Annotated in this window: 11 protein-coding genes; 4 read left to right on the top strand and 7 right to left on the bottom strand. The window is 38.8% G+C overall.

What is annotated here, in order from left to right; all coding sequences use genetic code 11:
* Positions 1-358: 358 nt before the first annotated feature.
* Complete coding sequence (locus ACTBZY_RS16060; RefSeq protein WP_463047365.1) at positions 359-1,375, top strand: LLM class flavin-dependent oxidoreductase; 1,017 nt, start codon at positions 359-361, stop codon at positions 1,373-1,375.
* 126 nt (positions 1,376-1,501) lie between these two features.
* Here ACTBZY_RS16060 and ACTBZY_RS16055 read toward each other — a convergent pair whose 3' ends face one another.
* On the bottom strand, positions 1,502-1,873 hold the full coding sequence (locus tag ACTBZY_RS16055) for a TfoX/Sxy family protein (RefSeq protein WP_463047364.1): 372 nt from the start codon (positions 1,871-1,873) through the stop codon (positions 1,502-1,504).
* A 167-nt stretch (positions 1,874-2,040) separates the two neighbouring features.
* Positions 2,041-4,332, bottom strand: a complete 2,292-nt coding sequence (locus ACTBZY_RS16050) for a TonB-dependent receptor (RefSeq protein ID WP_463047363.1) — start codon at positions 4,330-4,332, stop codon at positions 2,041-2,043.
* 125 nt (positions 4,333-4,457) lie between these two features.
* Here ACTBZY_RS16050 and ACTBZY_RS16045 point away from each other — a divergent pair, with 125 nt between their 5' ends.
* Complete coding sequence (locus ACTBZY_RS16045) at positions 4,458-7,700, top strand: UvrD-helicase domain-containing protein (RefSeq protein WP_463047362.1); 3,243 nt, start codon at positions 4,458-4,460, stop codon at positions 7,698-7,700.
* Between the two features lie 223 nt (positions 7,701-7,923).
* Positions 7,924-9,387, top strand: a complete 1,464-nt coding sequence (locus ACTBZY_RS16040; protein WP_463047361.1) for a CCA tRNA nucleotidyltransferase — start codon at positions 7,924-7,926, stop codon at positions 9,385-9,387.
* Positions 9,388-9,504: 117 nt separating this feature from the next.
* On the opposite strand, the gene ACTBZY_RS16035 is transcribed toward ACTBZY_RS16040, so the two are convergent.
* The 3 genes from ACTBZY_RS16035 to pyrF form a co-directional block, all read right to left on the bottom strand.
* The gene (locus tag ACTBZY_RS16035; protein ID WP_463047360.1) at positions 9,505-9,903 is read right to left on the bottom strand and encodes a putative signal transducing protein; all 399 of its coding nucleotides are present in this window, start codon (positions 9,901-9,903) and stop codon (positions 9,505-9,507) included.
* Positions 9,904-9,965: 62 nt separating this feature from the next.
* Entirely contained in the window at positions 9,966-11,237 is a 1,272-nt protein-coding gene (locus tag ACTBZY_RS16030; RefSeq protein WP_463047359.1) for a DUF2851 family protein, read from the bottom strand.
* Positions 11,238-11,815: 578 nt separating this feature from the next.
* Complete coding sequence (pyrF, locus tag ACTBZY_RS16025) at positions 11,816-12,640, bottom strand: orotidine-5'-phosphate decarboxylase (RefSeq protein ID WP_463047358.1); 825 nt, start codon at positions 12,638-12,640, stop codon at positions 11,816-11,818.
* 74 nt (positions 12,641-12,714) lie between these two features.
* Between pyrF and rfbC the strand changes: the two genes are divergently transcribed.
* On the top strand, positions 12,715-13,251 hold the full coding sequence (gene rfbC, locus ACTBZY_RS16020) for a dTDP-4-dehydrorhamnose 3,5-epimerase (protein WP_463047357.1): 537 nt from the start codon (positions 12,715-12,717) through the stop codon (positions 13,249-13,251).
* A gap of 76 nt (positions 13,252-13,327) precedes the next feature.
* Here the strand turns inward: rfbC and rlmB are convergent, their stop codons facing one another.
* Together rlmB and ACTBZY_RS16010 are read right to left on the bottom strand one after the other, a co-directional pair.
* The gene (gene rlmB / locus ACTBZY_RS16015) at positions 13,328-14,143 is read right to left on the bottom strand and encodes a 23S rRNA (guanosine(2251)-2'-O)-methyltransferase RlmB (protein WP_463047356.1); all 816 of its coding nucleotides are present in this window, start codon (positions 14,141-14,143) and stop codon (positions 13,328-13,330) included.
* On the bottom strand, positions 14,116-14,372 hold a 257-nt coding region (locus ACTBZY_RS16010; RefSeq protein ID WP_463047355.1), incomplete at its 5' end, for a GWxTD domain-containing protein. The genes rlmB and ACTBZY_RS16010, both read right to left, overlap by 28 nt.

The following is a 14,372-nucleotide window of genomic DNA, read 5'->3' as shown; positions in this document are numbered from 1 at the left end:
ATCTCGAGTGTTCAAGTTTATTTTGGAAAATGGTTTTTGCCTCGTTTTGGCCGAAACCAAAATGAGGGTCCGTCTGGCAAGACAGCGAAGAGCAAGATTTAGGAAATAATAAAACTAAACTATTTACTAAATCAACATCTAATCCGTCATTATCATCTAAGAAACGTTTGTCACGATTTTGGCATTAAAGGCCAAAATCACGCCAAAAAAAAAGCAAATTGACCTTTTACGAGGGGTTTCACCCCTCGCTACCGACGTATCGCTCCTACGGAGCTAAGACAGAGAAATAACATACAGAACAAAAAACATATAAAATAATCAATACGAACATTTCAAAACCAAAAACTGTTTACCAACCATGGAAATAGGAATAGACAGTTTTGCGGCAGCACCAGCAGATAAAAGTGTTTCATCAGCTCAGGCAATGGGTGAACTCATTGACAGAATGGTCTTTGCAGACCAAATGGGATTAAATATTTTTGGTATTGGCCAGCATTACCGAAAAGACTTTCTAGATTCTGCCCCGAGCATGATATTGGCGGCAGCTGCTGCTAGAACAGAAAACATCATTTTAACCTCCGCTGTAACTGTTTTGAGTTCATCTGACCCGGTAAGAGAGTTTCAAAACTACGCGACACTAGATTTAATATCACAAGGCAGAGCAGAGATGGTGGTAGGTCGTGGTTCGTTTATAGAATCATTTCCACTTTTCGGTTTTCGACTTGACGATTACGACGATCTTTTTGCTGAGAAGCTGGAATTGCTCCTACAAATTCGTGATAATGAAACCGTGACATGGAAGGGACAGTTTAGAGCTCAGCTGCACAAACAATCTGTTTATCCAAGACCGATGCAAGAGAAATTGCCTATCTGGTTGGGTGTGGGTGGCACGCCTGCATCTTTTAAACGTGCAGGGCATTTAGGTTTACCACTTATGGTGGCTATTATTGGTGGAGAAACACACCGTTTTCGTCCTTTGATAAACGCTTACAGAAAAGCAGGTGCAGAAGCAGGTCACTCTCCTGAAACCTTGAAAGTGGGGATTCATTCCTTGGGTTATGTCGGTAAAACAGCTGATATCGCTATTGAAACTTATTACCCAGGTTACGCCAAAATGTTTACAGAAATAGGGAAAGAGCGTGGCTGGCCGCCGGTAACCAAAGAGCGATTTGATGCCCAAAACAGCCATTTTGGTTCCATGGTAGTAGGAAACCCTGAAGAAGTAGCCGAAAAAATATTACGACATAGCGAAGCTCTTGGTGGTATCAGCAGATTTACTTTCCAGATGGATGCTGGCATGAATCACGAACAGCTCATGTCTGCCATTGAATTGATAGGAAAAGAGGTAATTCCTTTGGTGAATAACACCCATTAGATTTAACAAAAATATGTGCCGATGAAGATACCCTTATGGGGTATAAAATGAATAGTATAAGGAAAATTTGAGATAACAATAATTTGGCGAGATTTTGGCCTGCAAAAGCCAAAATCATGACAAATTTTAAACCTTAGGTTTCTTCTTTTTTGTTGCTTTAGCAAGCGGATTAAAAGCAATCATCTTATCTACCCAATAAGATAAATCTTCTTCGGAATCCATACCTAAGGGTGTCACAAAAACATAACCCTTCATTGGCCTGCCAGTGAAATCCATAGGTAAGACATTTTCCTTTTTAATCTCGGTTTCATACGCCTCCTCCCCTATTCTGGCCATCAAAAGACTATCGCCAAATTTCTTGTCGATATGAATACCACAGAGCATTTTATCATCCATTTTAAAGCATAGTCCACCCATCATTTTCATTTCTTCAAAATGGATTTTCTTCTCCTTTAAACTTTGTCTGATTCTGTCTGCCAGGTATTCGTCGTATGCCATATCGATTATAAATTAATAGGAGTAAATATAATCAATTCCGAATTGCTGCCCCAGAGAGGCATAATTTTGATAGCAATGGATAAAATCCGTTGCTATCAAATTGAAGTTGTCATTTATTTGTCACAAAATTAAGCGAATCTCACCTTCCTAACCAAGACTCATTTTACCTAAAACTCCCACCTATAATTTAGCATAGGAATCATACCTAATTGATTTTTCCGAACCACTTTCCTTTGGAAAACATCATAATAATCAAAAGCCACATTTTCATAATTAGCCACGTTCTGAATATCCAAAGAGAGCATGGTATTATATTTCTTCTTCGACTTTTTAAGATATACTCTAATGTCTGGTCTAAAATAATCTGGAAGGCGTTCTGTTAGGTTTTGGGTATAATCAAACACCGTCTTTCCTTGAGCTGCAGAAGCCGCTAAATCTATCTCATAATTTCTGAAACCACCCATCCATACTACTCTTATGTTAGCTCCCAGAATACGATCCTTTTTCAAATCCCATTCCTTTCCTACTGTCAGATTGACAATATGATTTCCACTAAATCTGGTCTCGTAATATTGACCATCAGCTGCTTCAAACTCCGACTTATAAAGCGTACCGTTTATCAAAGCAAAAAGACCCTTATCCAGATACTTTTGGTAACCCACTTCTAAACCATAATTCCTTCCCTTGCCGTTTTGATTCAAATCGAATGGAATAATAAAATCACTCAAATTCAAGCCTGATAAAAAGTTATTTCTACTTCCCAATCTTGGGCTCAAGGCATTGGACAGGGCTTGATAATAAACTTCTGTTTTTATAGAGGACGAACTATTAAGCTGTGTTTCTTCACTTAACACAACGTGATGAGCCAAAATAGGTTTGATATCTGCCACTTGGTCGTTTAGCCAAGGTGAATTGAGTTGAGAATGAAAACCGTATGCGAGATTTATATCATTTTTAGCATTTATTTTGTAGCCAAAAGCCGCTCTAGGTTCTAAAGTAGTGGTCTGGGTAAGAATATAATTTAGATTATGTAAACCTAAAACCAAGTTTCCAGATCTACCAATATTGGTGTTCCACTGTACAAATGGCTCTATCACCAATGAAGTATATTCGCCTGCATATGTATTCTGACGCGACAATACGGAATCTTGAGAATACGTAGCATAAACACCACCCTTTAAGCTGCTAGCACCATTAACTCTATGGCTTAAAATACTAGAAAATGATAATTTGCTAGACTGCATAACATCCTCTAGTGGCGTTACATTGATAATGGCATCCACACCTGCATCTTGTAATCTTTCATTTTTAAGCCCAGAATAAACCAAGGCGTTCTTCCATAAATAAGTACCCTTAAAATGCTTGGAATGTGTAACTCCTCCAGCAGCCATTTTACCTTTATAATTGATGTTATACTGATCTTTTTCAAATTCTGGTCCATTACCATCTTCATCGTCAAAAGCAAAATCGTTAGAATTTATCCCACCCATACCAAAGATGGTAAAGTCGCCCATTTTCTTATTTGGAAAACTAAGATTAACCGCTAAATCTTGAAATTTGATGGTTTCACCTCCAAAAGACAAGCCACCTAGAGCCAAAAGCCCTGTGAAAGAATAGCGATAATTAACCAAATAACTACTTCCAGTTTTCTTATTGAGAGGTCCTTCGGAAGCTAAATCTACGCCAATTAAACCCACCTGTGCAGTATGTTCATATTCCTTATTATTTCCTTTGCGAAGTCGCATATCCATAATTCCCGAAAGAGCATTTCCGTATTCGGCAGGAAAAGCTCCTGTTAAGAAATTGGTATTACCCATCATTTGTGCAGAAACCATAATGACGCCTCCGGCATTTGAGGTTGCTTGGTCAGAAAAAGTACCTGCATTGGCGGTGTGGTTTGGATTCACTATTTCCATACCTTCAAGTCGCCACTGCAAACCCGTTGGGTTATTACCTCTTATGCTCATACCATTGGCTTGGTCGTTTGCATTTGCCACGCCAGGAAAAGCTAGAGCCAGACGAGCAGGGTCAAAAAACGTGGCTGGGAAACGCATCACTTGCTCTACCGTTATACTTTGCAAACTGGTTTTAGCTCCAGATAAGTTTGGACTAGCAGCCGTAATGGTAATCGCTTCCAAATCTCTGGTAGCTTCTTCCAATAAAATGGAAAGTACTATTTCTTTATTGGCTGTTAAGGCCAATTCTTTTACCACTTGTTTGGTGTAACCTACCATAGAAATTTCCAATTCCAAACGACCCACAGGGACATTATCCAGAATAAAAGAGCCGTCTTCCTTAGTTGTCGTTTGAAACTTAGACCCCACTACGCTGACCGCAGCTCTTCCCAAAGGGGCTTCCGTCAATAAGTCTTTCACTGTTCCTCGGAGTACGTTAGTCTGCTGAGCAGACAATATTTGAGCTGCAAAAACAGCTGCAAAAAATAAAATAAACTTTTTCAAATTGATAATTTCTAATGAATCTAAAACGCTTTAACCTAATTTAGATTTCAAAGTTACATCATATTCAAAAACCACCTATCCTATTCTGTATAAAAACGGCTTTTGATTTTTTATAAGCCCGTTTTATGGAGATATTTAATGCTACTATGTCGCTATATAAAATCTACGGTTCTTCTGCTGGTTCAGGTAAAACTTTTACGCTGACCAAAACTTATTTGCAACTTGTTCTATCTTCTTCAAGTCCGAATTATTTCAAACAAATACTCGCCATTACTTTCACCAATGATGCTGCCTCAGAAATGAAAAGCAGGATTATTGAAACCTTGAAAGAACTGGCAGGATCTGAGGAAGAAATGTCTTCTAAAACCAAGGTCACTTTAGCCGCTTTGAAAGAAGATTTGCCAGAGCTGCATCCCCAGCAAATACAACAAAGAGCAAAAGCCGCCTTTGAGCAAATCCTCCAAGACTATGCAGATTTCAACGTCAAAACCATTGACAGCTTTGTGAATCAATTGGTGAGCTCGTTTTCTTTGGATTTGGGCTTGCCTTATAATTATGAAGTGGTTTTAGACAAAGACCCTTTACTGTTAAAGGCCGCTGAAAGAGTTTTTGATAAGATAGGTTTAGCCGGAGAAGAGCATCTCACAGATTTGATAGAGAACTTTGCCCAAGAGCAGGCAGAAGATGGGAAAAACTGGCAAATGCTGTTGCCCAATCTTGCCAAATTTGCCGGTAACCTTTTCGACGACCAATATTATAATATCATTCAAAAAAACGATAAGCTCAATTATTCCGATTACTTAAGTGTAAAAAAACAGGTTAACAAATACCTTAAAGTAACCCAAAACACTTTCGTACTGATAGGCAGGCATGGTATTGATATTTTAGAGAAAGCAGGCTTAAGTATTGAAGACTTTGCTTACGGAAAATCTGGATTTGCCTCAATTTTTATATACGCAGCTGATGCAGAAAGTAAAGTACTAAACGACCTTTGGGAACCTACAAACAGAATGAAGGATGCCGTAGAAAATGACAAGTGGTATTCTAAGGGTTTAGGGACAGATAAGAAGGCGGCGATTGATGCGGTAGCGTCTGAATTAAGCACTTGGTTTAATCAACTCATCCACTTTTTAAATAAAGAAAAGCCAAAATACCTTCTTCTGAAAGAAGTAAGAAACAATCTAGACAATCTGGCACTGCTAGGAGAAGTAAAAGAAGAGTTTGGTAAAATACTGATGGAAAACGAACTCGCCTATATCACGGATTTCAATAGACGTATCAATAAAATAGTGGCAGACGAGCCCGTTCCTTACATTTTTGAAAGACTAGGCGAGAAGTATAACCACATTCTGATTGACGAATTTCAAGACACCTCAGATGTTCAGTATTTCAATTTACTACCACTCATAGAAAATGCCCTGTCCAAAAACCATTTCAATATGCTGGTAGGTGACCCTAAACAGTCTATCTACAGATGGCGTGGTGGTAAAGTGGAGCTCATGATTCATGTGCTCAATAAAAATACAGACGCACTAAAGGCAAACGAATTATTATCTGACAACCAAAGATTTTCTGTGGACTACACCACTGCCATGGTACAGAAAGAGAACCTTCAAAAGAACTTTAGAAGTAAGAAAGAGGTGGTGGAGTTCAATAATGATTTTTTCACCAAACTAGCCGACAATTCCCCCGAAGAAATCATAAAACTGGCTTTTGAAAATAAAACGCAAGAGACCCATGGCGGCACCAAATCTGGCGGACATATAGAGATAACGCTGATAGAAGACCAAAAAGATCAAGAGCCCATAGACGAAACCGCATGGACGCTGGCTCAAATAGAAATCAGAATTAAAGAGGCCTTGGCCGCTGGCTATTCCTACGAAGACATGGCCATTCTTTGCAGAAAAAAAGGCCCGCAAGCAGCCGTAATAGCGGAGCATTTAATGACAGAAGGCTATGAAATCATTTCAGCTGATTCTTTATTGTTGAAAAACAAAATGGGCATTTCTCTTTTGATAAGTATGCTTAAGGTCTACCAAGACCCTAAAAGCATCACCAACCATTCTGAGGCTATTTTGATTTTTCACAGATATAAAGGATTAAAATTCCCTACGGATATAGATTTTAAAGATAAAGAGCACAGCTGCTGGACCTTCTTAGCAAACCAAGGCATTAGCTTTGAGCAAGAAGTTTTAGGTGCTTTTGGAATTTACCAGTTGACCGAGTCCTTTGTAAACAAACTGGGCATGTTTGAAGACAAAGCCTTGTTGCCATACATTTTCGCTTTCTTCGATATTGTACAAAATCACATTAAAACCTCGGGAAACAGCCTTTCAGAGTTTTTACAGGTTTGGGAACAATCTAAAAACAGTTACGCGGTAAGCGTTTCAAAACCTGGAGCCATCACGGTTTCTACCATCCATAAATCTAAGGGTTTGGAGTATCCTGTAGTGATAGTGCCGTTTGCCAATTGGTCTACCACGCCTAATAACTATTCTAGTCTCTGGGTAGATTTAGAGGGTTTACCTTACGACGAGCTCAACACCGGAACCAGTGTATTAAATGCAGCCCCGCTGAAATACAAAAAAACGCTTGAGGCCACTTTAATAAATGAGCAATATCTGCGAGAACTAGAATTCACAAAACTGGAAGCTCTAAACATATTATATGTGGCGTTTACCAGACCCGTGGACAGGCTTTATGTTTTGGCGGCCAAACCAAAAAGAAACCCGAATACTGTCTATCAATATTTAGAGGACTTTGTAGGTCTAAGCATTTCTCCATCTGCCGAATCTAAACATGTATTAGCAGAAGGCGAACCCAATAGCGAGCCAAAAAATACCATAGAAGCCGATGATAATTATGTTTTAAATACGATTAATAGTCGTGAAAACCTCGGCAGATTAAAGCTCAAATCCAATCTAGATAAGGTTTTCAATGAATTGAACCAACGCGACCAAGGAAACCTTATTCATACTTTATTCTCTGAAATAGGAACAGCCACAGATCTGGACCAAGCCATTCAAAAAATGCAATTTGATGGTCTTATTCTGGAAATAGAAAAAGAAGAACTAAAAAAGGAGGCTCAGAAGATCCTTGAAAATCCTTTGCTAAAACATCTTTATTCTGGCGATATCAGAGTCGAAAACGAAAGAGATATTTTGGTAAAAAATGCGGATATCAGCAGACCAGACCGCGTGGTGTATCAAGAAAACAAGGTCACCATTATAGATTATAAAACGGGTAAAAAGCATAACACGCATACAACCCAGATAAAGCACTACGGCGAATTATACCACCAAATGGGTTACGACGATGTGGAGCTGTTGTTGATTTATTTGAATCCTGTGGAGATTGTAAGGGTTTAGATTTTCGATTTCCAAAAGCCGAACTTGTTGCGAATCGTTCAATTTTGACCAAAATAGTCCGAAATTAAAACAAGTGCAAACACCTTACAGCTTAAAGCCAACAGCCAATAACAAAGACTAAAAGCCAATAGCATACTGCAAAAAGCTAAAAAACTGTAAATTTGCCAAAATCCGTGATAATTCTCCCAACATCAGACATCGAACAACAGACATCAAGAAAACATTGAACTTCAAAGAACATCTTTTACAATTTCCCATTTTCACCACCCTTGGAAAAGCTGCCGACGAGCTTGATTTAGAAACCTATGTCATCGGTGGCTACGTGAGGGACCTCATTTTGCAGCGACCAAACAAAGATATAGATGTGGTTTGTATAGGCAGCGGCATAGCTCTTGCCACCAAAGTAGCGGAGGCCCTTGGTCCAGACACACATCTGAACGTTTTTAAAAATTTTGGTACGGCTCAAATCCCTTTTGGAGATTTTGATTTGGAGTTTGTGGGAGCTAGAAGAGAGTCTTACAGAAGTGACTCCAGAAAGCCAAGCGTAGAAGATGGGACCCTAGAAGACGACCAAAACCGCAGAGATTTCACCATCAATGCCATGGGTATTTCGCTGAACAAAAAGACTTTTGGAAAGCTGATAGATCCTTTTGATGGTTTGGGCGATATTGAAAGAAAAATACTTAAAACACCATTAGAGCCAGGCATTACTTTTTCCGACGACCCACTTCGCATGATGCGTGCGATTAGATTTGCTACGCAATTAAACTTTGATATTGATACCGAGACTTTTGAGGCCATCGCCTCCATGAAAGACCGTATCAGCATAGTTTCTCAAGAAAGGATAACAGACGAGCTGAATAAGATTATCATGACGCCTGTGCCGTCTTACGGCTTTAAACTGCTTTATAATACGGGGTTGCTTAAAATCATTTTCCCAGAAATGGAAGCCCTACAAGGCGTGGATGTAATTGATGGCAAAAAACATAAAGATAACTTTTATCATACCCTTCAGGTATTGGATAATATCTGCCCTAATACCAACAGCCTGTGGGTACGTTGGGCGGCTATTTTGCATGATATAGCTAAACCTCCGACCAAGCGTTTCAATAAAAAAGTGGGTTGGACTTTTCATGGACATGAAGACTTGGGAGCCCGCTGGGTCAAAGGAATCTTCAAACGCATGCGACTGCCGCTTGATGGTAAAATGCGTTCTGTCAAAAACTTGGTAAAGCTACATCTCAGACCCATCGCATTGGCTAAAGAAGGTGTCACAGACTCGGCCTTACGTCGCATACTTTTTGAAGCTGGCGAAGACCTTGAAGACCTCATGAAACTCTGCCGTGCAGATATCACCTCTAAAGACGCTAACCGCGTAAAACGCTACCTGAAGAACTTCGACAAAGTAGAGGAGTTGCTCATGGAGCTAGAGGAGAAAGACAAACTAAGAAACTTCCAACCTGTTATCACAGGTGAAATTATTATGGCGGCTTTTGGTTTACCACCATCAAAAGAAGTAGGCGTACTCAAAGTGGCGGTACGTGAAGCCGTACTAGAAGGCGATGTACCAAACGAACTAGAGGCTGGTTTTGATTTTATCACGGAAGAAGGCAAGAAAATGGGCTTTCAGCTGGATAAGACTTTGGAAGAGGTTATGGAGGCCGTAAAGAAAGAGGTTTCTGAATAAGCAAAACATCTATTACTCATTGGTTTTACCTCGCTCTTTTAGGAATACCTTTTGATGATTTTAGGTTTTATAGGGGTATCGCTTAAACTAAGTTATTGGAGCTTTTATGATAATCAACTAAAACTCAAATTCACAAGCTTTACAATAATGCTTAGACCTGTTGCTTAAAGATTCCCAAAAGCCTAATTTTTCTATATAAGTATCTTCATTTCCGCAGTTTGGACATTCCTTTAGAGTGCCCTCATAATCTTTCCCTTTGATTTGAACTTCCTTACCAAAATCACTTTCAATTCTATTATCATCAATTTCCTTAAGAATAGCCTTCGCTGCTTCTAAGTCCTTTTCCCGCACCTGAAGTTTAATACCACCTATGGCGTTTGAAACAACTGGATCGGCAGACACCGTTTTTTGGTCTTTTAAGAAATAATAAAGCCCAGCATCCTTAAAACGAGGCTCATAAAGCATCGTTTCAGAATCGTAATAAAAGGTCTTTATCGTAATTAATGGTTCGTTCATAATCTTAGTTTAATTTAATAAAATTGGCAATTTAGTTCTGAGAAGCTATTCAAAAAATACCCCTACCCTAAAATCCCAATCCCAACGCCACAGGAAAGACATTTCTTTTTTATGCAGAACTCATTATAAAGTTCAATGCTCCCTTGGCTATCAAACATGGTTTTGGTTTCTAAATCTAAGCTATTCCAAAACTTGGTGATTTTGTTTTTCTCAGCGGGAATTTCTTCTAAAAAAGCTAAGGCTTTTTCTATCAATTCATGATTATCTATTTGTTTGGCGTAAGCTACCAAAACAGGGACAGCAGTATTGATAATTAAATTATGAATAGACGAAACGCCAATTCCCTTAAAGTCACGTCTATTTTCTTTACCAAAATGGTAGTGCTTTAGCCAATATTCAGAAGGCTTGGCTTCGAAGAATTTTACCAAAGTTTTGAAATCAGGGCTATCTATTAAAGAAGAAAAAAGACTTTTAGTCTGCGTCAATAAAACGGCAATTTGGCTTAGACGCACGGTTGGAAAATTAGCAGGCCTAGTCCGCATAAATCTCCATAACGAAGGTTCCATTGTTTTATCTGCTATTCCATGCTTAACGGCCAAGAAGTCAAACTCCGCTTTCAGTTTATGCCCATATTCGTCCAACTCCCCTTCCAGAAAACCTGCCATACCAAAAAGCAAAGCCTCTGTTTGAAAAATGGAGTTGGCATATTTCCTTAGCAGTTTAAAAGGTAGTTTTTCCGCCAAACTTAGAAATGCCTCATTATTGAGTTTAAAACCAAAGTTTCTAAGTAAGATTTGATACGAAACCTCCTCCCAATCATTCCCAAGTTGCTCAAATCGCTGCGTGACCTCCGCTCCTTTCCTTTGCATACGCTGCATTAGAGCATTCTCTACCATAGAAAATTTCTTAATACCCGGCACTTCCCTGAATTGGCTGAAACAAGGAATTTCGTCTTGTCCGTTTATCAAACTTTGGTATTGATGCAGCAGTGCTATCTCTGTGATTGCCTTTAAGACTAAAGTAGGAATTGGCTTTCCGGCAGTATTTAGAATATCCACATCATGCTCCCACACCACATGTAATATCACATTTTCGTAAGCAGGGTCATGTTGATGTTTATGAAGATTCCAGTCGGAAGATTTAATATGAATCTCTACACTTCCTGCCCACTCTACCTCTGCTATTTTCACCCGTGCCTCTTTAAAGTCGGGGCCAGAATCTGTATTATGAAAGCCCGTTTTAAGCACGGTTACCTGCTCATCATTCTCGGTTTTCAAATTAACCTTTTTGAATTTTTGATATTGCCAGAGATAGTGAAGGAAGTCTTCTTTCATTGGGTGGAGTCTTGATTATTAGCCTTATAAATATAATGAATTCCTTATAAAGGAATAGTATATTCTTTGATTCCTTAACTCCGTCAAAAAACTTCATCATGTAGAATCAAGTGATAAACTTCCTCAAATCCTTTTCTTTGTTGCCCATTCCTAGCGGGAATTCATTTTTCAAAAAATCAAGCAAAAAGTAGCACCATGCAAACTCACACATTCAAAAATTGACCTCTTCAATTTGAAAATAACCTTGGTAGTAGGATTTTGTCTGTGCTCATACAGTACATGGCTTTATAAGGTTGTATTAAATAATTTTATAATAAATATTCCACTTCTCCAAAATACGGATTGAAGTACTATTGATTTTTTGACCACCTCAATTACATTTATTTGGGATTTACCTACCAACAAAATCAATAGTACAAGTTTATTTTGGAAATGTTTTTTCGGTTCCTTTTTTCGAAAAAAGGAATGCCCGTCTGGCAAAGACAAGCTAAGCACTATCGGACGGATATTTTTTAATAAAAAAAGGGTATATAATGCCTATTTCTCTAGTATCTGAAAAACAAGTTTAGGGCCATTATCTAAAGATATTGTTCAAGCATTTCTGCCATTTGAACTTGTAGTTTTTCGGCTTCTTGGGCTGCAGTTTTTCCGAAGTCTTCTCCATTTGAAGCATAAATAATGCCTCTTGACGAATTTACTAATAGGCCACATTCGCTGTTCATTCCGTTTTTCGCTACTTCTTCTAAGCTTCCGCCTTGTGCTCCTACACCAGGAACGAGTAAGAAATGATTAGGGATGATAGCTCTTATCTCCTTTAGTAGGCTGGCCTTGGTAGCACCTACCACATACATCAGTCTATCGGCGTCAGCCCATTGAGAGCTTGTTCTTAGTACTTGCTCATAAAGCTTCTCGTCTCCAACAGAAAGTTGTTGAAAGTCTTTACTTCCTGGATTTGAAGTCAAAGCCAATAAAATGACCCACTTCCCTTCAAAATCTAGAAAAGGCTTCACGGAATCTTCACCCATGTAAGGAGCTACAGTAATAGAGTCGAAAGACATTCCAGAAGCTGTTTGGTCAAAAAAAGCTCTAGCATAAAGAGAAGAAGTATTTCCTATGTCTCCCCTTTTGGCATCCGCTATGGTAAAACAGTTTTTAGGAATATATGCTAATGTCTTCTGTAAACTCTCCCAACCTTTTGGGCCCATGGCCTCATAAAAAGCGATATTCGGTTTATAAGAAACCGCAAACTTTTCAGTGGCATCAATAATCTGCTTATTAAACTCGAAAACAGGGTCTGCCTCCTTCAACAAATGACTTGGAATTTTCTTAATATCTGTATCTAATCCCACACATAGGAACGATTCCTTTTCTTTAATTTCCTTAAAAAGTTCTTCTTTTGTCATTCTTCGAGTTTTTGAGTCCTCAAAGTTATGAGTAATTGGCTATTTTTGCGGCATCTTTTCAATAAAGCATCTAAATGGAATTTAAAAGGTCAGACATAGAAGGTTTAGTAGAAATTCAGCCACGTATTTTTGAAGACGCCAGAGGTTATTTCTTTGAATCTTATCAATACGATTTATTCAAAAAAAATGGCATCCCTGAAGTATTTGTTCAGGACAACCAGTCTTACTCAGATACAGGGGTATTAAGAGGACTACATTTCCAGAGAGAACCTTTTGCCCAAGGTAAACTGGTTAGAGTAATTAGTGGAAAAGTACTAGACGTAGCCGTGGATATCAGACCAGATTCTCCAACTTACGGTCAGTATGAAACGGTGCTTTTAGACGCGAAACTGAACAACATGTTCTACGTACCTGCTGGTTTTGCTCATGGCTTTTATACCATAGAGCCCGCTATCTTCTCGTACAAATGCACAAACCTTTATGATAAAGATAGCGAAGGGGGTATCATCTGGAACGACCCTGAATTAAATATCGACTGGGGAACAGAAAACCCAAATGTATCTGAAAAGGATTTGATTTTACCTTTATTTAAGGATTTTGCCAAAGGTTAAAATCCGACACTAGCCATATAAAAAGGGATGCCATTTCATTAATAGCATCCCTTTCTTTTTATTATTTATTCGAGTTTTACTCCGGAGAGCTCATTCTCTGACGATTTACTTCATAAAGTAAAACACCACAAGCCACAGACACATTTAAAGAGCCCACTTTACCTAGCATAGGAATTTTCCCTAACATATCACACTTCTCAATTAACTCATCCGAAATACCATCTTCTTCAGAACCCATCACAATGGCTATGGGGCCTGTAAGGTCATGTCTAAAATAAGTATCCTTAGTTTTTTCTGTACAGCCTATCACCGTAAATCCGCTGTCCTGTAATTCTTGAACAGCAGCCGTCAAGTCGTTAACTCTACATACCGGAATGTGCGTAAGTGCACCAGAAGACGTCTTCATGGCGTCGGAGTTTATCTGAGCAGCACCTTTATTAGGAATAATGATGGCATTTACTGCAGACGCCTCAGAAGTTCGGGCTATGGCACCAAAATTTCTTACATCGGTAATTCTATCTAATAGCAGAAAGATAGGCGTTCTACCCGTCTCAAAAGCCGTGGCAATCACATTACTTAATTCGGCATAGTTTACCGCAGAAACATAGGCTATCACGCCCTGATGGTTTTTGCCAGTAACTTTATTTAATCTTTCTACGGGTACTCTCTGAATACCAATATTTTTTTCTCTTGCTAGCGTTTCTACCTCGTCGTGAGAAAAACCCTTTTGAATTAATATTTTTTCTACATCTTTTTCAGAGTTTAAAACCTCCAAAACAGACTGAACTCCAAAAACAAAATCGTCTGGATTTTGTTTAGGTGCTGGTTTATGAAACCTTGATTTCTGCTGAAATGAATCTTGCTTTACTCCAAAACGCTTCCTGTTCTCCATGCTTCTACAAACGGGTACCAGTATGACCCATATTCTGGGTATCTCACTAATTCATAGTGGTCCTCGCTAAATTGATTTTGTTTGCGATAAAATGTAAATATAATTTCCGAGAAGTTGGCATTCTGAGCATATAGCCATACTTCACGCTGTCCCGTTCTCTGTATTCTAGTAGGCGGCCCCAAAATTAGGTAAATCATACCTTTATCTGTCTTCCATCCCTCTTTATATG

This window comes from Arcticibacterium sp. (genome assembly GCF_055134445.1).
The sequence above is the reverse complement of the archived record's forward strand: the minus strand, read 5'-3'. Positions and strand labels throughout refer to the sequence as shown.

What these genes read in the sequence shown, in the direction of transcription:
- pyrF (WP_463047358.1), bottom strand. Translation starts at nt 12,640, where the DNA reads ATGACAAAAGAAGAACTTTTTAAGGAAATTAAAGAAAAGGAATCGTTC.
- rfbC (WP_463047357.1), top strand. Translation starts at nt 12,715, where the DNA reads ATGGAATTTAAAAGGTCAGACATAGAAGGTTTAGTAGAAATTCAGCCA.
- ACTBZY_RS16045 (WP_463047362.1), top strand. Translation starts at nt 4,458, where the DNA reads ATGGAGATATTTAATGCTACTATGTCGCTATATAAAATCTACGGTTCT.
- ACTBZY_RS16060 (WP_463047365.1), top strand. Translation starts at nt 359, where the DNA reads ATGGAAATAGGAATAGACAGTTTTGCGGCAGCACCAGCAGATAAAAGT.
- rlmB (WP_463047356.1), bottom strand. Translation starts at nt 14,143, where the DNA reads ATGGAGAACAGGAAGCGTTTTGGAGTAAAGCAAGATTCATTTCAGCAG.
- ACTBZY_RS16055 (WP_463047364.1), bottom strand. Translation starts at nt 1,873, where the DNA reads ATGGCATACGACGAATACCTGGCAGACAGAATCAGACAAAGTTTAAAG.
- ACTBZY_RS16035 (WP_463047360.1), bottom strand. Translation starts at nt 9,903, where the DNA reads ATGAACGAACCATTAATTACGATAAAGACCTTTTATTACGATTCTGAA.
- ACTBZY_RS16030 (WP_463047359.1), bottom strand. Translation starts at nt 11,237, where the DNA reads ATGAAAGAAGACTTCCTTCACTATCTCTGGCAATATCAAAAATTCAAA.